Annotated in this window: 20 protein-coding genes; 11 read left to right on the forward strand and 9 right to left on the reverse strand. The window is 60.4% G+C overall.

Translation table 11 applies throughout. The features are described 5' to 3' along the window. Positions 1-457: 457 nt before the first annotated feature. The 3 genes from FXO12_RS16755 to FXO12_RS16765 all read right to left on the reverse strand — a co-directional run bounded on the left by FXO12_RS16755 (position 458) and on the right by FXO12_RS16765 (position 4,081). On the reverse strand, positions 458-2,260 hold the full coding sequence (locus FXO12_RS16755; RefSeq protein ID WP_057975371.1) for a B12-binding domain-containing radical SAM protein: 1,803 nt from the start codon (positions 2,258-2,260) through the stop codon (positions 458-460). Between the two features lies 1 nt (position 2,261). Beyond that, entirely contained in the window at positions 2,262-3,200 is a 939-nt protein-coding gene (locus FXO12_RS16760; RefSeq protein ID WP_034125522.1) for a DMT family transporter, read from the reverse strand. A 104-nt stretch (positions 3,201-3,304) separates the two neighbouring features. Further along, positions 3,305-4,081 (reverse strand): AraC family transcriptional regulator, encoded by a 777-nt coding sequence (locus FXO12_RS16765; protein WP_054896634.1) that lies wholly within the window; start codon positions 4,079-4,081, stop codon positions 3,305-3,307. 303 nt (positions 4,082-4,384) lie between these two features. Here FXO12_RS16765 and FXO12_RS16770 point away from each other — a divergent pair, with 303 nt between their 5' ends. From FXO12_RS16770 to FXO12_RS16780, 3 genes are read left to right on the forward strand one after another with little or no spacing between them, the layout of a single operon-like run. Next, entirely contained in the window at positions 4,385-5,728 is a 1,344-nt protein-coding gene (locus FXO12_RS16770; protein WP_057975370.1) for a CHASE2 domain-containing protein, read from the forward strand. Positions 5,729-5,765: 37 nt separating this feature from the next. Then, positions 5,766-6,131 carry a hypothetical protein gene (locus FXO12_RS16775; RefSeq protein ID WP_014716500.1) on the forward strand — a complete coding sequence of 122 codons (366 nt, stop codon included), beginning with the start codon at positions 5,766-5,768 and terminating at the stop codon, positions 6,129-6,131. Positions 6,132-6,144: 13 nt separating this feature from the next. Continuing rightward, entirely contained in the window at positions 6,145-7,722 is a 1,578-nt protein-coding gene (locus FXO12_RS16780) for a M48 family metallopeptidase (RefSeq protein ID WP_057975369.1), read from the forward strand. 81 nt (positions 7,723-7,803) lie between these two features. Here FXO12_RS16780 and FXO12_RS16785 read toward each other — a convergent pair whose 3' ends face one another. Next, a complete protein-coding gene (locus tag FXO12_RS16785; protein WP_034125518.1) occupies positions 7,804-9,090 on the reverse strand; it encodes an OprD family porin in 1,287 nt (428 codons plus the stop codon). A gap of 408 nt (positions 9,091-9,498) precedes the next feature. Here FXO12_RS16785 and FXO12_RS16790 point away from each other — a divergent pair, with 408 nt between their 5' ends. Further along, positions 9,499-11,574 carry a TonB-dependent siderophore receptor gene (locus FXO12_RS16790; RefSeq protein WP_057975368.1) on the forward strand — a complete coding sequence of 692 codons (2,076 nt, stop codon included), beginning with the start codon at positions 9,499-9,501 and terminating at the stop codon, positions 11,572-11,574. Between the two features lie 319 nt (positions 11,575-11,893). Here the strand turns inward: FXO12_RS16790 and FXO12_RS16795 are convergent, their stop codons facing one another. From FXO12_RS16795 to FXO12_RS16805, 3 genes are all read right to left on the reverse strand, one after another. Continuing rightward, on the reverse strand, positions 11,894-12,109 hold the full coding sequence (locus FXO12_RS16795; RefSeq protein ID WP_054922627.1) for a hypothetical protein: 216 nt from the start codon (positions 12,107-12,109) through the stop codon (positions 11,894-11,896). A gap of 235 nt (positions 12,110-12,344) precedes the next feature. Further along, the gene (gene aguA, locus FXO12_RS16800) at positions 12,345-13,451 is read right to left on the reverse strand and encodes an agmatine deiminase (protein ID WP_057975367.1); all 1,107 of its coding nucleotides are present in this window, start codon (positions 13,449-13,451) and stop codon (positions 12,345-12,347) included. Between the two features lie 121 nt (positions 13,452-13,572). After that, positions 13,573-16,482 (reverse strand): aminotransferase, encoded by a 2,910-nt coding sequence (locus FXO12_RS16805; protein ID WP_057975366.1) that lies wholly within the window; start codon positions 16,480-16,482, stop codon positions 13,573-13,575. 153 nt (positions 16,483-16,635) lie between these two features. Here FXO12_RS16805 and rfbB point away from each other — a divergent pair, with 153 nt between their 5' ends. From rfbB to FXO12_RS16840, 7 genes are read left to right on the forward strand one after another with little or no spacing between them, the layout of a single operon-like run. Beyond that, positions 16,636-17,718 (forward strand): dTDP-glucose 4,6-dehydratase, encoded by a 1,083-nt coding sequence (rfbB, locus tag FXO12_RS16810; protein WP_057975365.1) that lies wholly within the window; start codon positions 16,636-16,638, stop codon positions 17,716-17,718. Further along, complete coding sequence (rfbA, locus tag FXO12_RS16815) at positions 17,715-18,590, forward strand: glucose-1-phosphate thymidylyltransferase RfbA (protein WP_003187717.1); 876 nt, start codon at positions 17,715-17,717, stop codon at positions 18,588-18,590. Before rfbB ends, rfbA begins: the two co-directional genes overlap by 4 nt. Further along, the gene (gene rfbC / locus FXO12_RS16820; protein ID WP_047712353.1) at positions 18,587-19,132 is read left to right on the forward strand and encodes a dTDP-4-dehydrorhamnose 3,5-epimerase; all 546 of its coding nucleotides are present in this window, start codon (positions 18,587-18,589) and stop codon (positions 19,130-19,132) included. Before rfbA ends, rfbC begins: the two co-directional genes overlap by 4 nt. Next, on the forward strand, positions 19,129-19,998 hold the full coding sequence (gene rfbD / locus FXO12_RS16825; protein ID WP_057975364.1) for a dTDP-4-dehydrorhamnose reductase: 870 nt from the start codon (positions 19,129-19,131) through the stop codon (positions 19,996-19,998). Before rfbC ends, rfbD begins: the two co-directional genes overlap by 4 nt. A gap of 34 nt (positions 19,999-20,032) precedes the next feature. Then, positions 20,033-21,841: an ATP-binding protein gene (locus tag FXO12_RS16830; RefSeq protein WP_057975363.1), complete on the forward strand. Its 1,809-nt coding sequence runs from the start codon at positions 20,033-20,035 to the stop codon at positions 21,839-21,841. After that, complete coding sequence (locus tag FXO12_RS16835) at positions 21,838-23,223, forward strand: sigma-54 dependent transcriptional regulator (protein ID WP_034125509.1); 1,386 nt, start codon at positions 21,838-21,840, stop codon at positions 23,221-23,223. Before FXO12_RS16830 ends, FXO12_RS16835 begins: the two co-directional genes overlap by 4 nt. Positions 23,224-23,249: 26 nt before the next feature. Beyond that, positions 23,250-23,705, forward strand: a complete 456-nt coding sequence (locus FXO12_RS16840; RefSeq protein ID WP_034125508.1) for a thioesterase domain-containing protein — start codon at positions 23,250-23,252, stop codon at positions 23,703-23,705. 127 nt (positions 23,706-23,832) lie between these two features. On the opposite strand, the gene cysQ is transcribed toward FXO12_RS16840, so the two are convergent. Beyond that, positions 23,833-24,669 carry a 3'(2'),5'-bisphosphate nucleotidase CysQ gene (gene cysQ, locus FXO12_RS16845; protein ID WP_034125507.1) on the reverse strand — a complete coding sequence of 279 codons (837 nt, stop codon included), beginning with the start codon at positions 24,667-24,669 and terminating at the stop codon, positions 23,833-23,835. Beyond that, entirely contained in the window at positions 24,666-25,232 is a 567-nt protein-coding gene (nudE, locus tag FXO12_RS16850; protein ID WP_014716485.1) for an ADP compounds hydrolase NudE, read from the reverse strand. Before nudE ends, cysQ begins: the two co-directional genes overlap by 4 nt. Between the last annotated feature and the right edge of the window lie 85 nt (positions 25,233-25,317).

The raw sequence follows: 25,317 nt of genomic DNA on the forward strand, positions 1-25,317 counted from the left end.
AGGCCTGCACACAAATCAGCGACGAACTGGGGCATGGTCGTCTCGACGTGGTATCGGCTTATAACGATGATCGAGCACGAGCAAAACATTCGACATGGCGCTGTTCCTGGCGGATCTTCTCACCGGCTAGCATGCCATTCGCGAACGTCACCTACGCCAAGCAAAGACCATTCAAGCGGAGATCTCTAATCGCTTGCACAAAGATAATCCATGGACCTGGCAGCGAAAGCATCTCGCATGGTTTCTAAACCGTCACGTGAACCAGCACGCTGAATCGACGCGCTATTACTGGCTACTGACCGCGCATTTGCTCACTCTTCGCTTAGGAAAATTCAACCTATAGATGAAGGTCAAAAACCGGTCAGAAGCAGGCTGATGGTGTAAATGGCTCAATTGACGTGTGAGGTTGTTTGGCTACTCGCTCGAAGTCATTGAACGAGTAGGGCTGTGTAAAAAATCAGACATCCACTGGCCACGTTCCGCGCCGCACCATTTCCCGCACCCGATCAGCACCATTGGCGCGTACCAGCAATTCCATACGGGCTTTTTCGATGTCCTCGGCACTCCATTGCTCGGTGGCCATGGTGGCTTTTTCGTGAGACCAGCCATTGTCGTAGTGACGGACCACATACTGCTGTTGGTATGCCCACATCTCGGTGCCCGGAATCGGGGTCACGATAAACGGGTTGGCGTAGGCCATGCCTGCGCCCATAAGGCTGACGGCATAATCAATGGTATTACCGATTTGCCCCAGGCTTTCGATGAACGGCTGTTCGGCAGCCGAGGCCGGCGGGTTGACGAAGCCGAGCATGAAGCCGCCCGTCACCTGAATTCCGCACTCGGTAAACATCTGGATGATCTCAAAGGTTGCCTGCTGAATCGCGTTGAAACGCGACTTGTTGGAGTTCACCAGGCTCTCTTCGTTGGCGCTCTCCACCGCAAGGTAAATGTTGTAGCAACCGTTGTCGGCGATTGAACGGATAAACGTCTTCGCCGTGAGACCGCCGCGAATGGCAGCGATGACGTTGCGGTAGTGCGGGCTTTTGAGTTCCTGCTCATCAAGTTCCGCCAGAAATCGCTCGCCCTTGTGCAGCAGCACCAGATTGAACAGGCTCAGCCCACCTTCCTCGACCCACGGCAAATGGTGTTTCTTCAACAGCTTGCCGACCTCCATAGCGTACAGCGGGTCATGCATCAAGTGATCGTCTTCGATCAACACTTCGGTCACGCCTTGTTTGACCAAATCCGCCAGATGCAGGTCGAACCAGTCCAGCCCCAATGCCCGCCAGGGGCCGTTGATTTTGGGGATATAGCAGAAGTTGCAATTGACGTTGCAGCCTATGGTGGAAAAGATCTGCGCCCAGGCGCCGGTCTTGCGCACCCGCGCACCGGAGGAATGATAGGGCTGCAAGTAGTTGTTCATGTTCAGGAAACTGAAATCCGGCAACGGCATGACGCCCAGCCGCTCATCCAGATCCTGCCGGGCCGGGACAATGCTCAAGTAGCTGGATTTGCGCGTCGGTCGAACTAGTTGGCCACTGTAGCTGCGATAGGCGATGCCCGGCACCGCGTCGACATTGCCGCCTTCATGGGTGACCGCGTCGAGCAGCAGCGTGAAGGCGCGATCCGCTTCGTTGATCAGGGTGAAATCGAAAGGCGAGTCCAGCAAGGCATTCTGCCAGTCACCGCTGGAATGGGCACCGCCCGTCACCAGCAGCAAATTTGGATCGATGGATTTCACCAGGTCGGCCAGCGCCCGGGCATTGCCCCATTGCACGGTGTAGTTGCACTGGATGCCGACGATGTCCGGTTGTGCATCTTCGATGATCTTGCGCATTTGCACATCGGTGAGGCCATAGCGGACCAAATGGCCCTGATCGACGTTCACCAGAGTGTTTTCCTGGGACCAGCCGGCGAATGGCGCGTCGACGATCTGCACCTCGTAGCCGGCGCGCTTGGCCACCGTGGCGATGCGCAACAGGCCAATGGGCGTGCCGGCGCGTTTCATTACTTCGAACGTGTCGATGCCGATGTCGGCAAATGCGCTGCCCAGCGGTACCGGCTCAATCAGCCGCGTGTAAGGCGGCACGAACAGCAACACACGTGGCGCTTCGCCATTTGCGCGGCGGCGAATGCCGCTGCGGCTGGACTTCAATGACGGTAGTCCCAGATGCTGGAGCGCAGGACGAGTGGGCGCCACGCTGAACCGTGGCAGGTCGCGTTCAATTCTTGTGGCGCCTTCAGAGGCAATCAGGTCCATCTCAAAGCTCCTTTACAACAGTGATGTCGGCGTTGGGCTGGCCTGTTTTCGAGGTGGCGATAACAGCGCCAACGATAATCAGCAGTGTGGGAATAATCAGGATCGGGCTGGCATGGCTTTGCCCTATGGCCACCAGCAGCAGGGTCGAGATCAGGGGGGCCAGATAGGAGAGAGCGCCGAGCATCGCCAGGCTGCCGTGCTTGGTGGCGTGGTCCCAGGCGAAAAACGCCAGGCCCACCGGCCCCAGGCCAAGGCCGACGATGGCCGCCCATTGCCCGGCGCTTGGAATGACCGCGGTTTCAAACGCCAGATGGCAGACCAGGCCGGCCACTGCGACGAGGCCACAGATGCCACCAATGATGCTGCTTGGCACGTCACTGAAACGGCGGTTGATCACCGAATAGGACGACCAGACCAGCGCGCAGGCGAAGGCGGCCAGGTAGCCGGCTACCGGCATGGCGGCGGCTTCATCCGAGGCGCGCTGTTGCATGATGAACGCCGTACCGGCCAACCCCAGCAGCGCGCCGAGTAACTGGCGTTTGCGCAGCCGTTCCCCCGCGCTGAAGGCCGAGAGCAGCACAATCAACAGTGGCCACAGGTAGGCAATCAGGCTCGCCTCGGCAACCGGGGCAGCCTTGAGGGCGAAAAAATACAGCGCGTGGTAGGCGAATATCCCTAGAAAACCGACCGCCCATACCGACCAGGGCTGACGCCAGCTGCGAAACCCCGCCATGCCGTTGCGGCCAAGGATGCACAGGCTCGCTACAAACGCGACGGCAAAACTCAGGGTCAGCAGTTGGAAGGGTGGAATGCCTTCGGTGAGGCTGGTCAGCAACGCCAGGCATGACCACAGGAACACCGCGATCACGCCGATGGCGGTGGCCGAGGCTGCGGCTCTGACAGACACCTGTGTTTTGGCAATGCGCGTCACTTCGGTCATCTACGCCCCGTCTGATTTATCCTTGTCGGTGGGGCAATCATAGAAAGGTCCGGCCGGGCGGGTATTGATGAGCACTGCTGAAGATTTGTTCAGGCCTGCCGGATTCACCTTACCCGCGAACTTCGTCGCACCGTGGCCGGCGTCAGGTCGCGGTTCTTTTTCAGGGCGTGGGTGAGTGCACTTTGATCGGCATAACCGACGCGGTGGGCGATCTCGGTGATCGACAGCGCGGTTTCGCACAGCAAGTCGATGGCACGGTTGAGACGCAAGGTGGCGATATGCGCAAAAGGCGTGCTATTCAAATGGCGAGCGAACAGCACGTAGAGTTGCCGCTCGCTGGTGCCTGCCACCCGTGCAATCTCGGTGGCGCTAAGCCGGCTGTCCAGATGGCTTTCGATGTAAGCGAGTGCCCGTGCCAGGGTGAACTGACCATGCTCAGGGATGATTCCGGGCGGCAGCGTCAGCGAAGACAGCAGCAAAGTACTCCAGGACTCCGCCACCTGAGGTGAACTGGTCAGCAAGGGCGCGCTGCGGCTGGCGTATTCAAGTAAATGGCGGATTTCCGGGCCTACTGGGAAAAAGCGTTTGTCGGCCTGGAGTCTGGTCGACAGGTCGAGATTCTTGGGCCCGCCGAACGTCGTGGCCGGCACGTCGAGTACCAGAAAGATATTGGCTTTTTGCGCCAGAAACGCATGGCGAGCACCGGCAGGAATTACCACGCCCTGACTCCAGTCGACCTTGCCGGCCCGACCGTCGACTTCGATGTCCATGGAGCCGGACTGCGGCAGCACGAGCTGATGAAAGTCGTGATCGTGCAATTCGACTTGGCCCGAATACGAACGAAGGGCCAGTGAAACCGCTGGGTTATCGTGACTGCCCATAGCGCCTCTCCGTTGGCTCAGGTTCACATCATGCCTGAGTCAGAGAACCCGGTGCCACTCCCGCGAGCGCTCAGGGGAGATGCGACGAGTCATCGACAAGAACTCGTGCGGGACGCGGGCTGATTTCATCGCGGGCAAGCCCGGCGCCCACAGCGCAAAGCCCTGGCCTGGATAGGCCAGGGCTTTTTACGAATGACAACCCATGCGCCCATAGCGACATGGCACATAGCCACTTTTCCAATTGACACCCCCTCCCCACTCCGTTAAAAACCCCGCCTTGCTTGCGTTTTTATCGAGACATGGATGTTGTCCAAACCCCCGCTGTTCAAATACCGCCGCTATTGGCTGGCGGTCATCATCGTGTTGCTGGCGATTCTTGATCCTTTCGGCCTGGCCAGTTCCAGCGACAAGGCGTCGGCGCAGTGGCTCAATCGTATGTTCGCCAGTCACTACCCGAGCCTTGGGCAGCAGCGGGTGGCGGTGGTGTTGATCGATGATGCCTACCTGATGCGCAATAACAGTTCGTGGCCCATGCCCTATGGCGAGCAGAGCAAGTTGTTCAAGCGCTTGCTGGCGTACAAGCCCCAGGCGGTGTTTGTGGATTTGCTTTATAGCCACGACCACTCGTTTGGCGACCCGACGCGGGGCAGCCAGTTGCTGGCGAATGTGTTTGAGCGTTATCAACGCCAACGCATCCCGTTGTGGCTGGCCAATACTGGGTTGACTCGGGCAGAGGCGGGCCAGGCGAATACGCTGGCGCCGTTCATGCAGGTGAGCCAGCCGGCGCTGGTTGTATGGGAAGGGGTGGATGACAAGTATCCACTGGCGATGCGCACACATGCAGGGCTGATGGAAACTCCCGCCCTGTCGCTGTATCGAGTGTTCTGTGCCACGCAGCACTGCAAGCAGCCGCCGGTGGATGTGCAAGCCGCTGCGCAGCGCCAGCCCATCGCGGTGCAGTGGGGGCTGAAGCTGGCGCCCGAACAGGCACGTATTGCCGATATCCGCCACTGCGCGCCGGCACGGCATTTTTTGCTGGACGGGGTGGCGCAGTTATTTCAGGCGGTGTTCTGGAAGCTCGACGACTCGGCCCAGGCGCGCTGCCCTTATACGCTGACGTTGTCGGCCAGTGACCTGGAGGTCAGCGACCCCGATGACCAGGCACTGGTCGCCGACTTACTGCGCGACCGCCTGGTGTTGGTGGGCGCCAATATCGCGTCTACAGGGGACCTGGTGGAGTCGCCGGTACACGGCCAACTCCCTGGCGTTTACCTGCACGCCATGGCGCTGGACAACCTGATCAATGCGGGCATGGACTACGACCATGAACCTGCCAATTTCCCCCACTTGCCGTTCAATTGGCTGGACCTGCTGGAGCTCGGGCTGCTGGCGTTGATCGCCGTGCTCAAGGCGCTGCACGCACGTCGCCTGGCGGGCCATCGCACCTGGAGCCGGTGGCGGCGCCAGGAAATCTGGTTCTTTACCTCGCCGTGCCCGTCGTGGCTGTTGGTGATGTCGATGTTGGCGGGGGTCAGTGTGTTGCTGAGCCTCAATGACATCACCCCGGTCAACGTACTGGGCATTGTGTTGCTGTCGTTGGTGCTGTTCAGCGAGCGGATCGAAGCCTTCTTCGACCGCGATCGCTGAGTGCACCGCTCTGCTATCTGACTCAAGGAAACCAAGGATGAACAGAAGCCTCATCGTCTTGCTCGCCGCCCTCTTCACCCAGGGCGCCTGGGCAGAAACCCACAGTATCAAGGCGTTCCTCGCCGACCCGGTGACAGTGCTGGACGAGCAGGGCAAGCAACAACGTGAGCTGGCGAAAAAGGACGCGCCCACCCAGCCCCTGCCGGTATTGCAGTACAACCAGGCACTGGACCTGGTGCAGGTAGAACTGGCAGGCCAGAAGGTGTGGCTGGACACCATGGATTTGCGCATCGAGCCCCCGCTGAACGTCGTCGACCTGCCCTGCCAGGGCCTGACCAAAAGCCAGGCCAAGGACAGCCGCAACAACTCCACCATCGGTTTTGGTGCCGGCTGCAATCAATAAAAGGAGCGTTGCGGTGAAGGGATATCTAGTAGCAGCCAGCCTGTTGGCCAGTTCGGTGCTCAGTGGTTGCGCCACCATGAAAGGCGCAGACCAGGCGTTTATGAACCTGGTGGGGCCCTCGACCCAGTCCCGGGTTCAGGGCCATTACGTGGATAACAGCGACGTACGCCAGTATTACAAGCTCGACCCACAGCGCCAGAGCCAGCAGCGTTTGAGCTACGACGGGCGTGCGGTACCGGCCGCTGAAGCGCGCCAGCAGAACCTGGTGGATATCCCGATGCTGCAAGGCTACTTGCAGGGCATCGTCACGCGCTTGTCCAAGGGCTGGCCGGGGGAGTTGCCGCCGCTGCAGGTGAAGATCACCGACAGCTATGGCTTCGGGCCGTCGGCAGACCCCTACGGCAACCTGTTCGTGCCGCTGGGCATGCTGGACAACGTCGCCAGCGAAGACGAAATCGCCGCGATGCTGGGCCATGAAATGAGCCACGTATTGCTGCATCACCATGACCGCATGGCCGCTTTCCAGCAACAGAAAGACATGTTCACCACCGTCGCCTCCACGGTCGCCTTGGCCACCATGGCTGCCGATACGGGCGTGGACCGCAGCTCCGGTACGATGAAACTGTTCAGTAAAGACCCAGCCGGCACCCAGAAGACCATCGGCAACACCGTGCTGTACACCGCTCTGGCCAATACCTTTTCCGATCAGGTATGGAGCACCGCCTGGGGCCGCAGCCAGGAAGACCAGGCCGACTTGCTGGGCACCGACTTGATGATCCGTGCCGGTTACGCGCCGCGAGCCGCCACCCATAGTCTGGAGCGCCTCAACGACTTCCAGGGCAAGCAGAAGCCCTTGCTCACGGGGTTCCTCACGGCGCGCAAGAATGCCATGCAGGATTCGCTGCAGCAGTTCAATCTCAACCAATTCACCAAAGAGCTGGACGTGCTGGTCAAGGATGGCTTGACCACCGGCATCACCGCGACCAGCCAATACTTCAACCGCTCACATATGTCGGCGATGGACCGCGACACCGAGCTGCGCCAGTACTTGCAACGCGAGTATCGCCAGGAACGCCGCGCCCGGGTCAACCCGCAAAGCTGGTCGAAAATGAAGAATACGCCCCAGGTGGCGAAGGCTTTGCAGGGCTATAAAGACGCGTACTTCGCAATTGATGCCCTGGAGAAAAACAAGGTGCCGCAGGCTGACGCTTTCATCCGCAAGGCTCTGGCCTCGCCGGTAAAAGACCAGCCGAGCATTCGGCGCACCGCCTATACCGTGCGCCTGGCCCAAGGCAAAAACAGCGAAGCGGTGAAAGAGTTGCAGGCGATCAAGGACTGGTCCCTGGCAGGGCCTTCCACCTATGACTTGATGATCAGCTACCACCTCAAGCGCGGTGACGGGCAATCGGCCCTGGCGATGATCGACAAGGCGGAACGCAACCTGGGCTCGGAAGAACTGTTTATTACCGAGAAGCTGTTGGCCAACCAGCAACTGCAGAATGCGCAGCAGGTGCAAAGCGTACTGCGCAAATGCGAGCAGTACCCGACGCGCAAAGAGAACTGCAAAAAGCTCGCACCGGTCAAAGCCTGACGCCCCCGCGAGCGGACAATAAAAAACCCCGAACCAGTCGGGGTTTTTTATCGCCTGGCATCAGGCACGACATTCGATCAATTAGAAAACGTTGATCGGGTAGTCGGCGAACAGACGGATTTCGTTACCGCCTACGTTGTAGTTGCTGGCGTTGTTGGAAACGCGCAACCACGAGGCACGGGCACGCAGGCTCAGGTCTTTGGCTGGGCCGCTCTGTACCACGTACTTGAACTGGTTCCAGATTTCACGCTCGGTGCCATCGCCACGGCCAGTGCCGTCGTCGATGTTGGTGCCGCGCACGTAGGCAATGTTGTAGGTCAGGCCCGGTACGCCGAAGGTGGCGAAGTCGATGCCATAACCTGCTTGCCAGGAGCGCTCGTCCTTGCCGTTGAAGTCGGACCAGTAGGAGTTGGCCAGCAGGATGGTATTGCCGCCGTCGCCAATGCCGCCAGCGTTGCGGTAGCCACCGTACAGGTAGCCGGTGTCACCGGTGCTGCGCTGGTGAGCGAGGGTGAAGCTGTGCGCGCCAACGGCCCAGGTAGCGCCCAGGCTCCAGATCTTGTTGTCGCGAGCGTCCGCATCACCTTGGTTTTCCAGGGCGAAGCTGCGGTCCAGCTTGGTTTTGTAGCCGTTGAAGTCAAATGTCAGCGACTGTTGTTCTGGCAGGGCCAGCACGTAGTTGACGTTGACGTATTGCTTCTTCAGCACGTCCTGCATGTCGGAGGCGTACAAAGCAGCCGACAGGCTTTCGGTGAATTTGTAGCTACCACCGATGTAGTTGATGCTCTTCAAGCGGCCGCTGTCGCTGCCCTCGGCGCTCTTGCGAGCTTCCTTGGTGAAGTGACCAGCATCCAGTTGCAGGCCGGCGATCTCTTTGGAAACGATCGAGGTGCCCTCGTAGGTTTCCGATAGCAGACGCGAGTTGTCGTATTGCAGGACCGGCACGGCTGGCATCTGCTGACCGTATTTGATCACGGTGTTGGAGATACGCGCCTTGACGGCTGCGCCGCCTTTGGCCAGGTCGTTGGCGGCTTCTCCGCTGTCACCTTGCTTGAAGAAGTCGATACCGCCAGCGCCACTGCGACCTTTACCACCATCCAGGCGGATAGCGTATTGGCCAATCACATCCACACCCACACCGACGGTGCCTTGGGTGAAGCCGGACTCGAACTTGCCGATGAAGCCTTGGCCCCATTCAGCTTTGTCCTGCTTGCCGTTTTTGTAGTCACGGCTGATGTAGGCGTTACGTGCTGCGATGTTCAGGTGGCTGTCTTCAACGAAACCCTTGGATTGCTCCTGGTCGTTTGCCATTGCTGTCGATGCGCTCAAAATCCCCAGAGCGATCAGACTCATCCGTTGCTTCAACATTTTCTTATATTCCTTATTACGGGTTGAGTACGCGCTGTGACACCAGGCTCCTGTTGCTTTTCTGGTGTCGACCTTGCCAGCAAAAAGAAGGCCCGCGGACGACTGAACTGCCGCGGGCCTTTTTTTATTGGATTTAGTCATGGTGGTTAGCCACAGGCGTTGGGCGCAATCCTATGCGGGCGTTGAACTATGTGTCAATTTCGTGAATCGTCTGTATTTAGGCGATATTCGTCTAAGCAGCGGGCTAAAGCGGCGGGATGAAAGCCTTGAAAACACCTTGATCAGCCCTTGTAAACACATTAAGTAACAAATCCGCATGCAATGCGTTAGGGAATAGATAACGCGCGCAAATGCAAAGCATTACCATTCGCGCACAATTTTCCTGCCACATCATTTGGATACACTCCCATGCCTGCCCCTCGCCTGACGCCCCTCTCCCTTGGGCTCTCTGTCCTGCTGTCTGCTGGTTTTGCCGGTGCGGCCACGGTCCTGCCCGAAACCTCGATCAGCGTGGAAGCAGACGAAGACGACCCACGGGTCAAAGAGACCAGCACGGCCACACGCACCGCGACGGCTGTTCGCTATGTGCCCCAGGCGATCGACTCAGTCAAAACCGAAAGCCTGCGCTCCTATGGCACCAACGACCTGGGCCAGGCATTGAGCGGTATCCCCAACGTCAGCAGCGGCGCCGATACACGCTTCGACAGCCTGCGCATACGCGGCTTCGACGCCAGCAATGACTTCTATCTGGATGGCATTCGCGACGACAGCCAGTACGTACGTGACCTGCATAACATCGAGCGTATCGAAGTGCTCAAGGGACCGGCCGCCGTGCTTTACGGGCGAGGCGGCCAGGGCGGGATCGTCAACCGGGTGAGCAAACTGCCAAGCCCAGGGCAAAAGTCCAGCATCGAAGCCCAAGGCGGCAGCAACGATCTGCGCAGCCTGTATGCCGACCTGAGTACCGACCCCACCGATAACATCAGCCTGCGCCTGAACATGGGCAACCAGGACAACAACAGCTTTCGCGATGGCGTCAGCGGCAACCGCCAGTTGTTCGCGCCGTCAATGAGCTGGCAGCTCACTCCAGAGCTGAACTGGCTGGTGCAATACGAATACAGCCGTTACAACCGCACCCCAGACCGTGGCATTCCGGGCGTCAACGGGCGCCCGGCGGATGTGAGCCGCAGCACCACTTACTTTGATCACGGCGATTACATCGACGATAAATCCCAGTCCCTGCGTTCCAAACTCGCCTACGAGCTCAACGCCGACTGGCAACTGCGCCACACCCTCGGCGTGTTCAAGCTCGACAGTGATTTCGACAATACCTACCAGACCGGCTATGAGCCGAAAACCAACAGCGTCACCCGCCAACACTGGCAGCAGGACCTGACCACCCGCAACGTGTTCAACAACCTGGAGCTGGAAGGCGGTTTCGACACCTTCGGCCTGGAACACCGCCTGCTCACCGGTATTGAGCTGGGCAGCCAGCGCCGCGATCCGAAGCTGTACTCCGCTCGGGATGGCAGAACAGTGCCGAGCCTGGACCTCAACCAACCCAATCGTCGCCTGAGCCACACCGGGAGCATGCGACTGTCGAGTAACAACCACACCGAAGTCGAAAGCCGCGCCCTGTATGTGCAGGACCAACTGCGCCTGAACGACCAGTGGCAACTGCTGGGCGGGCTGCGTTACGACCGTTTCGAAGTGGACACCACCAACAAGCTGCTCGACATCCAACAGAACGTGAAAAGCCACAGCACCAGCCCGCGCGTCGGCCTGGTGTGGACGCCCCTGGAACACCACTCGTTCTATGCTTCGTGGAGCAAGACCTTCACACCAGCCGGCGGCGGCCTGATCGGCATCACGCCGAACGCCACCGGCAACGTCAACGACCTGAGCCCGGAGTTGACCAAGCAAAAAGAAGTCGGCGTGAAGAGCGACTGGTTCGATGAGCGCCTGAGCACCACCCTGGCTGTGTACGAGCTGGAACTCTACAACCGCCGCACCAGCGACCCGCTGGACCGTACCATTACCCTGCTCACCGGCGAACAACGCTCACGCGGCGTGGAGCTGACCGCCACCGGCAAGATCTTCGACAACTGGTATGTGCGCGGCGGCGTAGGCCTGCAGGATGCCAAGGTCGAGAAGGACAACAACGGCTTTGAGGGCAAACGGATCAGCGACGTGGCCAAGCGCAACGCCAGCCTGTTCATCACCTGGAAGCCGGAGATGGGCTGGTACGCGGAAACCGGTTTGACCCTGGTGGGCGATCGTTACGCCGACAACCTCAACACCGTGGTGTTGCCTGGTTATGGTCGCTGGGACGCGCTGGCCGGGTTCCGTCAGAAAGAATGGGACGTGCGGGCAGCACTGAACAATATCGCTGATAAAAACTACTACGCCTCGGCGACCAGTGCGGCGCAGATTCAACCAGGCGAGCCGCGAAGCCTGGTGGTCACCGGTACCTACAGCTTCTGACACACCTCATGGGAACCAAAGCCTGTTCCCACACTGGTTAGGCATTGCCCACAACATCAGCGCCTGGCGCAGATCCCTGTGGGAGCGGGCTTGCTCGCGATAGCGGTGTGCCAGTCAGCCAATCTTCAACTGAACCACCGCCATCGCAGGCAAGCCAGCTCCCACACTGGTTAGGTATTGCCCACAACATCAGCGCCTGGCGCAGATCCCTGTGGGAGCGGGCTTGCCCGCGAAAGCGGTGTGCCAGTCCCCCAATCTTCAACTGAACCACCGCCATCGCAGGCAAGCCAGCTCCCACAGTCGGTTTCAGGTGTGTTCTTTAGTTGCTCATCAACTCGCACAACGCCTGCACTTCGTCCTCCGTGAACAACCCAACCGGGTAGCGCTCACTCATCACGCTGCGCAAATCAGGCAATTGCCTGACCTGTGGCGAGCCGTTCGCCTTCAACCAAAGGGCCAACGCATGGATGGCGTCTGCGTCGACACGCAAAGGGTGGAACGTACGCGTGTTCATCAGGTGGACATCGGCATTCATTTCAGCGCTCTCTCCTGCTGCGTGAGCGGCTAACTTACTCAAGGTTTGTGACAGAACTGCACGGTCATCCCCCTTGGGCCACTGTAACCACAGCGATACAAGAGCTATGCCAATGTGCCCTGTTCACCGGCATGCAGGCATGAAAAAGCCCGCGACCGGGCTGGGTCGCGGGCTTGCGGGGAACACTGCAAACGCGCGGTGCTCGTGCGCCATCAAGGCGCTGTTACAACTGCACTCACTTTCGCTGCGGGGCTGGCTGCTGTTGGGTCAGGCAATGGATATTGCCCCCACCCAGTAACAATTCGCGGCCCGGCACCATCACCACTTCATGTTGTGGGAACAGGTTCTGCAGGATTTGCTTGGCCTGATCGTCCAACGGGTCATCGAAACTCGGCGCGATGATGCCGCCATTGACGATCAGGAAGTTGACGTAGGAACCGGCCAACCGCACGGTCGGATTACGCTCCTGGCTACCGTCAACCAGGTCTACCCCGGCGCATTCCTCCTCAGTGGCATACAGCGGACCCGGGATCGGCATTTTATGCACGATGAACGAGCGGCCCTGGGCATCGGTGCTGCTTTGCAGCACGTCCATGGCTGCGTGGCAGCGTGGGTAGTTCGGGTCTTGCGGGTCATTGGTCCAGGCCAACAGCACTTCGCCCGGGCGCACGTAGCAGCAGAAGTTATCCACATGGCCGTCGGTTTCGTCGTTGAACAACCCATCCGGCAACCAGATGATCTTGTCTACCGCCAGGTTATCGCTGAGTACCGCCTCAATGGCCGCACGATCAAAGTGCGGGTTGCGGTTGCGGTTCAACAGGCATTCTTCGGTGGTGATCAGGGTGCCTTCGCCGTCGACATGAATCGAACCGCCTTCAAGCACAAAGCCTTCAGTGCGGTAACGCGGTGCGCGCTCCATCTCGAGGATCTTGCCTCCCACCTGGGAATCGCGGTTCCACGGTGCATACAGGCCGCCGTCAAAACCACCCCAGGCGTTGAAGTCCCAGTTCACACCCCGTACTTCTCCACTGCCGTTGATAACGAAAGTGGGGCCAGTGTCGCGAACCCACGCGTCGTCATTGGACATTTCCACCAGGCGGATATTGGGTACGTCCAGGCGGGCACGGGCGTTTTCGTACTGGCTGGCGGAGACCGCGACGGTCACCGGCTCAAAACGTGCGATAGCCTTGGCCACCGCCACATGGGCCGCCTGAGCAGGCTTACCGCCCAGGCGCCAGTTGTCTGGGCGCTCGGGCCAGATCATCCAGGTCTGGGTCTGGGGCGCCCATTCGGCAGGCATGTGAAAGCCATCGGCGCGAGGTGTGCTGTGCAAGGTGGTCATGGCGATCAGGGCTCCGAATGGGGTCAAGGGCAACTTTATAATGGATAAAAATCGGCTTTAACAGACTAAAAACATGATAGATGCTCGGGTCTGCAAAAAATAGCCGATAACAATCGATAAATCACAGTTGCTCATCCAGCACTTTCGACAGCATGTCCACAAAGAAGTCCACACTGCGTCTGGACGTCACCATCGGCGGCTTGATTTTGAGGATATTCAGATAATCACCGGTAGGCTGCATGAAAATCCCCAGTTCCCGCAGCCGGTCACACAACAAGGCGGTTTCTGCAGTCGCAGGTTCGAGGGTCTGGCGATCGCGCACCAGTTCAAGGCCCAGATAGAAGCCCGAACCGTGCACGGCACCGACGAGCGGATGGCGATCGATCAATTCCTCCAACCGTGCCTTGAAATGCCCACCTACCAGTTGGGCGTTTTCCCACAGCTTTTCCTCTTCCATCACATCCAGCACCGCCATGCCGATCCGGCAACTGACCGGACTGCCTCCTGATGAGGAGAAGAAGTAACCCTCGGCTTCCAGCGCCTCGGCAATTTCTCGGCGGGTGATCACTGCACCCAACGGCTGGCCGTTGCCCATGCCTTTGGCCATGGTGATGATGTCAGGCACCACACCTTGCTGTTCAAACCCCCAGAAGAAATGCCCCATGCGGCCGTAACCCACCTGCACTTCATCGGCGATGCACACGCCTCCCTGGGCACGGACCAGGCCATACACCTGTTGCAGGTAACCCGGTGGCAGGGAGATGCCGCCGGCATTGCCGTACACCGGCTCACAGATGAACCCGGCTAATTGACGCTGGCTCGCGGCGATTTTCGCCAGGTTATGCTCCACGCTTCGTACATAGTCCGGCGCGCTGTCCGGCCCGCGGAATTCACCGCGGTAGGTATTGGGCGCGGTCACCGGGTGTACCCAATCCGGGCGGCTGCTCAAGGCCTGGGGGTTATCGGCAATCGACGTGGACACGGCATCCGCCGCCACCGACCAGCCGTGATAGGCCTCCAGCACACTGAGCATGTCGCGCCCGCCGCTGTAGGCCCAGGCCAAACGAATCGCCAGGTCATTGGCCTCGGTGCCGCTGTTGACCAGGAACACCCGGTCCATGCCCTCCGGCGCCAACGCCAGCAGGCGCTCGGAGAACTCGGCAACCGCCGCGTAGTGAAACCGCGAGTTGGTGTTGAGCAACGACCACTGCCGAGCCGCCACTTCAGCCATGCGCGGGTGGCCATGGCCCAGCACGGCCACGTTGTTGAGCATGTCGAGGTACGATCGGCCCTGCATATCGATCAGGTGGTTACGCCAGCCGCGCTCGATACGCGGTGGGTCGGCGTAGTAGTGCTTCTGGGAGCGGGCAAAGCTGGCATCACGCCGGGCCAGCAGGGCTTCTGGGTCCAGTTCCGGCTCCGCATCACAGGCCAGGCCCAATAGAGCTGCGGGTGACGGGCACAACGCCTGCCACGCCAACGCCCGGGAAGGTGTGCAGAACAGCGGTGGCTCAAGGTCGGCGCGGCACAACTGCACAGTCAACGGCGCATGAACCTCGCCCAGCACCTGCCCTTTGACCAAGGTTGCGCCCGGCTTGAGTGATGTGCGCACGCCCCACAAGCGCAGGCTCAGGCCGCTGTCGTGCAAACACAGCAAGCCGTCGGTACCTTCACGCAGCATTCCCGCAAAGGGTGCTTCCAACACTGTGCCGTGGGGCAGATGCAGTTCGACATGCAGGGGGAACGTCTCGGGCTCTAGCGCACTGTCGGGGCGGGTGCGCGACAAGCGGTATTGCCCATAACGACTGGCCGCCAGCCCATGCACCGTCGCCGCTTGATCCAGCAAGCGCCGATCGATGCCGGGAGTCTCCCAATTGCCAGCCTCGAAATGCGGGCTGAGTACGCCCAGGTCGATCAGCGCAAACTCGCGGCCCACCAAGCCTGGCAATAAAGGCGCGAAGTCTTGGTTGGCGACGGGCGGTAATGTTTTGCCGACGCTGCGCAGAATAGCCGCTTGCATGAGTTCGAAGGGCACCGACGTGGCGATATGGAAGATTTCCCACTCGTGTTCGGCGTTTTTCTTTAGATAAACGTTGTCCGGGTCCAGGCGTTGCTGCTGCTCACTGCTGAGCACCAACACCGCCGCGCGAGCGACGATCAACGGCCACAACACCTCCAGCTCTTCGCGCTGCAACGGCGTGACCGCGTGGCAGGCCTGGATCGCCGGCAAGAGAGCAAATGGATCACCGTCGGCATGGTGCAACAGCGCCGCGCAGGTCACCGACAGATCGGCAATTCGCCAGGTGTGCACCAGATCGCCGAAATCGATCACGCCTTGTATACGCCAGTGCCGCTGGGCATCACGCTGCCACATCACGTTGTCGTCGGTGATGTCCATGTGCACCGCTTGCCAAGGCAGGTGTGCCGCCAACGGCTGGACATGCGCCTCGACCTGCCTGGCTGCCTGCTCCAAAGCAGCACGCTGCGGCAGGTCTGGCAAGGTTGCCAGCAGGTGGGTGATCAATGCTTGCGCGTGGCGCGGGTCCCATTGCAGGGTGCGCGCAAGGCCAGGGTGCTCGAAACCTGCCAGCGCGAGGCTCATCTGCCCGCACAGCTCACCAAAGCCTTCGATCACGGTGCGGCTCAGGTGGGGTAAATGCGTCAGGGGCTGGCCGTCGATGTAGTCCAGTAGCCGCAGGTGCAGGGTTTGGTCATCGACGTTGACCGTCAGCAACTCCTCACCCGCCAAGGTCTGGATGACCTTGGGAACACGCAGGCCGGCATGCGCGCCCAGGCTGTTGAGCGCTGCGTGTTGGGCTTGAAGTTCAACCGCGGCGTAGTCACCCCGGCAGATTTTCAAAACGAAGCGGCCCCGTGTGCTGTCAATTCGATAGTTGAGGTCTTGCTGACTGCCCAACGAGTGTAATTTGCCCGCCATACCATAGTGCCGCTCGAGCAGGCATGCTGCTTGCTCGGGGGTTACTTGTGGGCAAGGCAAGCTGGCACGGTGGGTCAACGTGGCTAACGACATTGTGACGACCTTTGTTTTTTCAGGCGTCTATATCGCCATTGTTCAGGGGCACAAGGCAACCCCCCAGTAATACAGCGCTTGCACCACCCGGCTCGCACCACTCAAGCTATGCTTCATCCGCATAATGTCTATCAAAGGAAAGGGCCCTCCGATATGCGCATTCTCGTTACTGGCGGCGCTGGCTTTATCGGCTCAGCCCTGATCCGCCACCTGATCCAGCACACCGAGCACGAGGTGCTCAACCTGGACAAGCTGACTTACGCCGGCAACCTCGAGTCGCTGACCAGCATCGCGTCCAACAGCCGCTATGAGTTTGTCCAGGCCGATATCATCGACCAGGTCACCGTCAGCGCCTTGCTCGCACGCTTCGAACCCGATGCGATCATGCACTTGGCGGCCGAGTCCCATGTCGACCGCTCCATTGACGGCCCGTCGGATTTTATCCAGACCAACATCGTTGGCACCTACAGCCTGCTGGAAGCCACGCGAGCCTATTGGCAGAAGCTGGCAGAGCCGGCAAAAAGCGCATTCCGTTTCCACCACATCTCCACTGATGAGGTGTATGGCGACCTGCACGGCGTGGACGACCTCTTCACCGAGACCACGCCTTACGCACCGAGCTCGCCGTATTCCGCGAGCAAGGCAGCGTCCGACCACCTGGTACGCGCCTGGCAGCGCACCTATGGCCTGCCGGTGCTATTGACCAACTGCTCGAACAATTACGGGCCGTTCCATTTCCCCGAAAAATTGATCCCGCTGGTGATTCTAAACGCCCTGGCGGGCAAGCCACTGCCGGTGTATGGCGATGGTCTGCAGGTGCGTGACTGGCTGTTCGTCGAGGATCATGCCCGTGCGCTGCTCACAGTGGTCACCACTGGGGTTGTGGGCGAAACCTACAATATCGGCGGCCACAACGAACAGAAGAACATCGACGTGGTACGTGGCATCTGCGCCCTGCTGGAAGAACTGGCGCCGCAACGCCCAGCCGGTGTGGAGAAATTCACTGACCTGATCACCTTCGTCAAGGATCGCCCAGGCCACGACCAACGCTACGCCATCGACGCCAGCAAGATCGAACGCGAACTGGGCTGGGTCCCGGAAGAAACCTTCGAGACCGGCCTGCGCAAAACCGTACAGTGGTACCTCGATAATCTGGAATGGTGCAGCAGGGTCCAGGACGGCAGTTATCAGGGAGAACGATTGGGCAACACCGACTTGAAGGATCTAATCGCATGATGAAGGGAATTGTATTGGCTGGCGGCTCCGGCACTCGCCTACACCCCATTACGTTGGGAGTGTCCAAACAGCTGTTGCCGGTGTATGACAAGCCGATGATCTACTACCCGATATCCGTGCTGATGCTCGCAGGCATCAAGGACATTCTGGTGATCTCCACTCCGGTAGACCTACCGCAGTACCGAAACCTGCTGGGAGACGGCAGCCAGTTTGGCGTGCGTTTCACGTATGCCGAACAGCCTTCCCCGGACGGGCTGGCTCAAGCATTTATCATTGGCGAAGAGTTCATCGGTGATGACGCGGTGTGCCTGATTCTGGGGGACAACATCTTCCACGGCCAGCATTTTGGCGATCAGTTACGCACCGCAGCCGAGCGCTCCTCGGGCGCTACTGTTTTCGGCTATTGGGTGAAAGACCCGGAGCGCTTCGGTGTGATTGATTTCGATAAAGAGGGCCGCGCCCTTTCCATCGAAGAAAAACCGGCAAAGCCCAAGTCACCGTATGCCGTGACCGGCCTGTACTTCTACGACAACGACGTGATCAAGATCGCCAAGGCGGTCAAGCCTTCGCCACGCGGCGAGCTGGAGATCACCGACGTCAACAATGCCTACCTTCAGCGTGGCGATCTTCACGTTGAACGCTTCGGCCGTGGGTTCGCCTGGCTCGACACCGGCACCCATGACAGCCTGCTGGAAGCCTCGACCTACGTTCAGACCATCGAGCACCGCCAGGGCTTGAAAGTGGCCTGCCTGGAAGAGATCGCCTATGAAAATGGCTGGATCGATCGTGATTATCTGCTGGAGCGCGCCAAGTACTTTGGCAAGACCGGCTACGGCCAATACCTCTACTCGCTTGCCGGAGAGACCCAGTGAATGTAGTTGAAACCACACTACCCGGCGTACTGATCCTCGAGCCAAAGGTATTCGGCGACGAACGCGGTTTCTTCTACGAAAGCTTCAATGCGCGCGCCTTTGAAGCAGCCACCGGGCTCAAGCGTAATTTCGTGCAGGACAATCACTCACGCTCGCAAAAAGGCGTGCTGCGAGGTTTGCACTATCAGCTTGAACACACTCAGGGCAAGCTGGTACGTGTTACCTACGGTGAAGTGTTGGACGTAGCGGTCGACATCCGTCGCAGCTCACCCAACTTTGGCCAGTGGGTGGGTGTCCGCCTGTCGGCACAGAACCATCGCCAACTCTGGGTGCCGGAAGGCTTCGCCCATGGTTTCGTGGTGTTGAGTGAGTACGCAGAGTTCCTGTACAAAACCACCGACTACTACCAGCCAAGCGCCGAGCGCAGCATTCTCTGGAATGATCCGACGCTGGCCATCGACTGGGAGCTGGCCGAACCGCCGCAACTCTCCGCCAAGGATCAGGTCGGCAAACTGCTGATGGAAGCTGACTTGTTCCCATGAAAATCCTCATCACCGGCCAACACGGCCAAGTCTCCCAGGAGCTGCAACAGCGGCTCAAGGGCCTGGGCGAACTCCTCGTCATGGGCCGCGACCAGCTTGACCTGACAGACGCAGACCTTATCCGCCGGCAAGTGCGCGCCCATCGCCCTGGACTGATCATCAACGCTGCGGCCCACACCGCCGTCGATCTGGCCGAGAGCGAGCCGGACGCTGCGTTCGCCATCAATGCCATCGCCCCCGGAATCCTCGCCGAAGAGGCCAAGGCGTTGGGTATCCCGCTGATTCACTACTCGACCGACTACGTGTTCGACGGCACCAAACCTGCCCCGTACACCGAAAGCGACACGCCGAACCCATTGGGTGTCTACGGCCAGAGCAAGCTGGCGGGTGAGCAGGCGATTGCGGCTGCAGGCGGCGAGTACCTGATCTTGCGCACCAGTTGGGTCTATTCCAGCCACGGCAAGAACTTCCTGCTGACCATGCAGCGCCTCCTGCAGGAAAAACCGCAGATGCGCATCGTGGCCGACCAGATCGGTGCACCGACCTGGGCCGGGACTATCGCCAACAGCACCCGCGTGCTGATCGAGCAGTGGCAGGCCGGTAAGGCAGGGGATTGGGGTGTTTACCACCTCACTGCCCAGGGTGAGACTTCATGGTTCGGCTTTGCCCAAACCATTGGCGAGCAACTGCGCGCCGAGGGCAAGGCCTGCGCCGAGCTGGAGCCGATCCCTTCCAGCGCCTACCCGACCCCCGCCAAGCGCCCGCTGAACTCGCGCCTGGACTGCACTCGCCTGCAACAGCAATGGCACGTCAGCCAGCCACAGTGGCAAGACGCATTGCACGAGTGTCTTGCACAGCAGCACTAGGCATAATGCGCCTGTACCCACAGGCGCGACTTCCATGACCCCACCCCTTCCGCGAAGACCCCGCTGGCGCAGCCTCGCCCTGCTGGCTCTGTGCCTGGCACCGCTGTTGTGGCCGCTGGAGCATTTGGCCGAGCGCTATTACCGCAGCGAGCTGGCCGGGCAAAACCGCCAGACCCTCGACCTCTACGTCGCCAACTTGCTGGGCACCCTGCACCGCTACGAAATACTGCCGCAGATCCTCGGGGACTTACCGGCCCTGCGCACTGCATTGGGCGCGCCCCACGTCAGCACCCACCTGGTCAATGCCAACCAGTTGCTCAAGGACGTCGCCGCCCAGGCCGGGGTAGAGGTGATGTATTTGATGGACACCACCGGCAAGACCCTCGCCGCTTCCAACTGGGACAAGCAAGACAGCTTTGTGGGGCGCAACTTTTCCTTCCGTCCGTATTTCAGCGAAGCCATGGCCGGGCGCCTCGGACGGTTCTTCGGCCTGGGCACCACCTCGGCCAAGCGCGGCTACTTCTTCGCCGCCGCGGTGCGTGACGGCGATACCATCATCGGCGTGCTGGTGGTGAAGGTCGACCTGGACCACACCGAAAGCCTGTGGGGCAATACCCCGGAACAATTGCTGGTCACCGACCACAACGGCGTGGTGATCCTCACTTCGCGACCGCAATGGCGATTCCGCGCCACGCGGCCACTGACCGCCGAAGAACGCCAGGCCATCATTGCTATCCAGCCCTACCCCACCCGCGACCCGCAGCCGTTGAGCCTCAGCAGCAGCGCTTGGCTGCGCCAGTCCACGGCTATCGCCGAGACCGGCTGGAACGTGGAAATCCTCGCGCCGCGCTCGCTGATCAACCGCCCGGTGCGCACGGTCGTCGCCGTGGGCGGTGCCACGTTGTTGGTGCTGATGCTGTTGCTGGGGTTGCTGATGCAGCGCCGCCGGCACTATCTGGAACGCATCGCCTTCGAAGCCAAGGCCCGCCGCGAGTTGGAAATGCGCGTGGCCGAGCGTACCAGCGACCTGGAGGGCCTTAACCGGCGCCTTAAACAGGAAGTGCTGGAGCGCGAGCATGCCCAGCAAGAACTGGTGCGCGCCCAGGATGATCTGGTTCAGGCCGGTAAACTCTCGGCGCTGGGCACCATGTCGGCGAGTATCAGCCATGAACTGAATCAGCCACTGGCGGCGATTCGCAGCTATGCCGAAAACGCCGAGATCCTGCTCGACCATGAGCGCACCAACGATGCCCGCGGCAACCTCAAGCTGATCAGTGAATTGACCGGGCGCATGGCCTCGATCATCGCCCACTTGCGTGCCTTCGCCCGCCGTGACCGTCACGCGCCGGAGAGCGTGGCCCTGCAACCGGCACTGGATGACGCCCTGGCATTACTGGCCAAGCGTCGGCGTTCGATGGAGGTGGAGTTGATTCGCGACTTGCCAGAGGCGACCTTGTGGGTGCAGGCCGGTGAAACCCGTCTGCGCCAGGTGCTGGGTAACTTGCTGGCCAATGCTCTGGACGCCCTCACCGAAAAAGGCCCGCCACGCAGACTCTGGCTGAGTGCCGAAACCACGCCCCTGGGCGTCAACCTGTACATTCGCGACAATGGCCCGGGCTTTTGCATGGAAGCCCTGGGCCGCGCCAGCGAGCCGTTCTACACCACCAAGACGCGCACCCAGGGCCTGGGCCTGGGCCTGGCGATCTGCGACACCCTGATGCGCGCCTTCGGCGGTGAACTGTTGTTCGCCAACCACAAGGAGGGCGGCGCGCTGTTAACCTTGAAATTGCGCGCCGGCTCGCCGGGCGTCAGTCTGCAACCGTCCGAGGACCGCAGTGTATGAGTATCGACAACTCGATTCAGGTGGTATTGATCGACGACGATCCACACCTGCGTCAGGCCCTGTGCCAGACCCTGGACCTGGCCGGCCTGAAAGTCCTGCCCCTGGGAGAAGCCAACGGGCTCACCGCACGCCTGTCCCGCGACTGGCCGGGCGTGGTAGTCAGCGACATTCGCATGCCCGGCATGGACGGCCTGGAACTGCTGGCTGAACTGCACGGCCAGGACCCCGACCTGCCGGTGCTGCTGATCACCGGCCACGGCGACGTACCGCTGGCGGTACAAGCCATGCGTGCCGGCGCCTATGACTTCCTGGAAAAACCCTTCGCCAGCGACGCGCTGCTCGACAGCGTGCGCCGTGCCCTGGCCCTGCGCCGGCTGGTGCTGGACAACCGCAGCCTGCGCCTGGCTCTCAGCGACCGCCAGCAACTCAGTACGCGCCTGGTAGGGCACTCGCCACAGATGTTGCGCCTGCGCGAGCAAATCGGTGCACTGGCCGCGACCAAGGCCGATGTGCTGATCCTCGGCGAAACCGGGGCAGGCAAGGAGGTCGTCGCCCGCGCCCTGCACGACCTCTCAAGCCGACGCAGCGGCCCGTTTGTGGCGATCAATGCCGGAGCACTGGCGGAATCGGTGGTGGAAAGCGAACTGTTCGGTCATGAACCCGGCGCGTTTACCGGCGCGCAAAAGCGCCGCATCGGCAAGTTCGAGTTTGCCAATGGCGGCACGCTGTTTCTGGATGAAATTGAAAGCATGAGCCTGGATGTACAGGTCAAGTTGCTGCGCCTTTTACAGGAGCGCGTCGTGGAACGCCTGGGTGGCAATCAGTTGATCCCGCTGGATATCCGCATTATCGCCGCCACCAAGGAAGACCTGCGCCAGGCCGCCGACCAGGGCCGTTTCCGTGCCGACTTGTATTACCGCCTCAATGTGGCGCCGCTGCGCATTCCCCCGCTACGGGAACGGGGTGAAGATGCGCTGATGCTGTTCCAGCACTTCGCCGACGAGGCCAGCAGCCGCCACGGCCTGCCCTTGCACGAACTGCAACCGGGCCAGCGCGCGCTGTTGCTGCGCCACAGCTGGCCGGGCAATGTGCGGGAACTGCAAAACGCCGCGGAGCGTTTCGCCCTCGGCCTGGAATTGGCCCTGGATAACACCCAGGACCACCCCGCCGCCGGTGTGCTGACCTCCACGCCCGGAGGCCTGAGCGAGCAAGTCGAACAGTTCGAAAAAAGCCTGATCGCCGCCGAACTGACCCGCCCCCACAGCTCTGTGCGCAGCCTCGCCGAAGCCCTGGGCGTACCGCGCAAAACCTTGCACGACAAACTGCGCAAACACGGCCTGAACTTCGCCGACAGTGCCGGCCAGAGCGCCGATGACGAATGACATCGTCCACCTACAAAGAGGCCGCCATGAGCCGTGATAGCCGTTACCTGGAATCCATCCTTCACCACGACATCCCACTCACCCGGGAAATGGGCCTCAGGGTGCTCGACTGGCAACACGACCAACTGCAACTGCACCTGCCCTTGCAAGCCAATATCAACCACAAGAGCACCATGTTTGGCGGCAGCCTCTACTGCGGCGCCGTGCTGGCGGGTTGGGGTTGGCTGCACCTGAAGCTGCGTGAAGCCGGGATTGAAGACGGGCACATCGTGATTCAGGAAGGGCAGATCAGCTACCCGCTGCCGGTGACCCAGGACGCGACAGCCATTTGCGCGGCGCCGGATGAAAAGATTTGGAAGCGCTTTGTGGCGACCTATCAGCGCTATGGGCGGGCGCGGTTGGCGCTGGAGACGTGGATTGTGAATGAAGGCAGTGCGGAGCGTGCCGTCGTCTTTACCGGCCAATACGTCCTGCATCGCTAGCAGCCATGACAAAAAACAACTGTGGGAGCGGGCTTGCCTGCGATAGCGGTGGATCAGCCAATAGCTGTATGACTGACACTCCGCCATCGCGGGAAAGCCCGCTCCCACATTTTGCTCTGCAGTGGCCTTAAGATCTGGCCAGGGTCAACAGCCGCTCACGCCACGCCGCCTTGGCCGGCAACGCCAGAAAGAACGGGTTCAGCAACGACTCCCGCGCCGGGTAACTGAACGGTTTGCCATTCAACTCCAATACTTCACCCCCAGCTCCTTCCAATACACCCTGGGCCGCTGCGGTATCCCACTGCGAGGTCGGCGCCAGGCGCGGATAACAATCGGCACTGCCCTCGGCTAATAAGCAAAACTTCAAGGAGCTGCCGATATTCGCCAGTTTCAACTCGCCCAAGCCTTCACTGAGGCCATTGAGCAGGCGCTCCTGCTCAGGGCTGGTATGACGACGGCTGGCCACCACCGTAAAGGCCTCACCCGAGGCCGGGGCCTGGCGTACTTGAATCTGCTTGGGCGCTGCATTGACGTCCGACCGCCAAGCCCCCAGGCCCGCGCCGCCGAAGTAGCAACGGCCAGTGGTCGGTATCGACACCACGCCGAACACCACGCGGCCCTGTTCGATCAATGCAATATTGACGGTGAACTCTTCACTGCCAGAAATGAATTCCTTGGTGCCATCCAGAGGGTCCACCAACCACCAACGCTGCCAGCCGGCACGCACGCTCTGATCGATATCGGCGTCCTCTTCAGACAGCACTGGAATGCTTGGGTCCAGCGCGGTGAGGCCTGCGAGAATGAGATGATGGGCAGCCAGGTCGGCAGCCGTCACGGGAGAATCATCCGCCTTGGACGTCACGGCTACCTCGGCACGCCAGTACGGCAGGATGGCTTCACCCGCCTGCCGAGCCAGTTCAATGACCGGTGCGATAAACGGGTGGCCTAAAAACAGTTCGCTCATGCGGTGAACGCTCCACGCTGGGTCAACAGGTCTCTCACCAGATACAGCGCAGCCAGGGCGCGACCTTCGCTGAACTGCTCGTTTTGCGCCAGCGCCGACAGCTCACGCAGGTTGACCCGGTCTACCCGCATTGGTTCAGGCTCATCACCTTCAAGACGCTCTTCGTAGAGATCGGTAGCCAACACCACCTGGATCTTCTGGCTCATATAGCCGGGCGACAATGACAGCTCGGTGATGTGCTCCAACTGCCGTGCACCGTAGCCGGCCTCTTCCTTGAGTTCGCGGTCTGCCGCTGCAAGCACGTCTTCGCCGGGCTCGATCAGGCCTTTGGGCAACGACAATTCATATTCGTCAGTGCCGCCGCAGTATTCCTCCACCAGCACTGCATGATCTTCATCGATCATCGCCACAATCATCACGGCGCCATAGCCCGTGCCACGCCCGACAAGACGCTCATAGGTCCGCTCAACGCCATTGGAAAAGCGCAATTGCACTTCCTCCACGCGGAACAAACGGCTACTGGCGACTATTTCGCGGGCGAGGACAGTGGGTTTCTGGCGCATAAACGGCTCCTTGGCGTGATCGGGTTACTATACCGTGGCTTTTCCGATTGTCTGTGTCGGATATTTTTACTTACATGAGACCCCA

The sequence above is a fragment of the Pseudomonas sp. J380 genome (genome assembly GCF_009827115.1).
GTDB lineage: Bacteria > Pseudomonadota > Gammaproteobacteria > Pseudomonadales > Pseudomonadaceae > Aquipseudomonas > Aquipseudomonas paracarnis.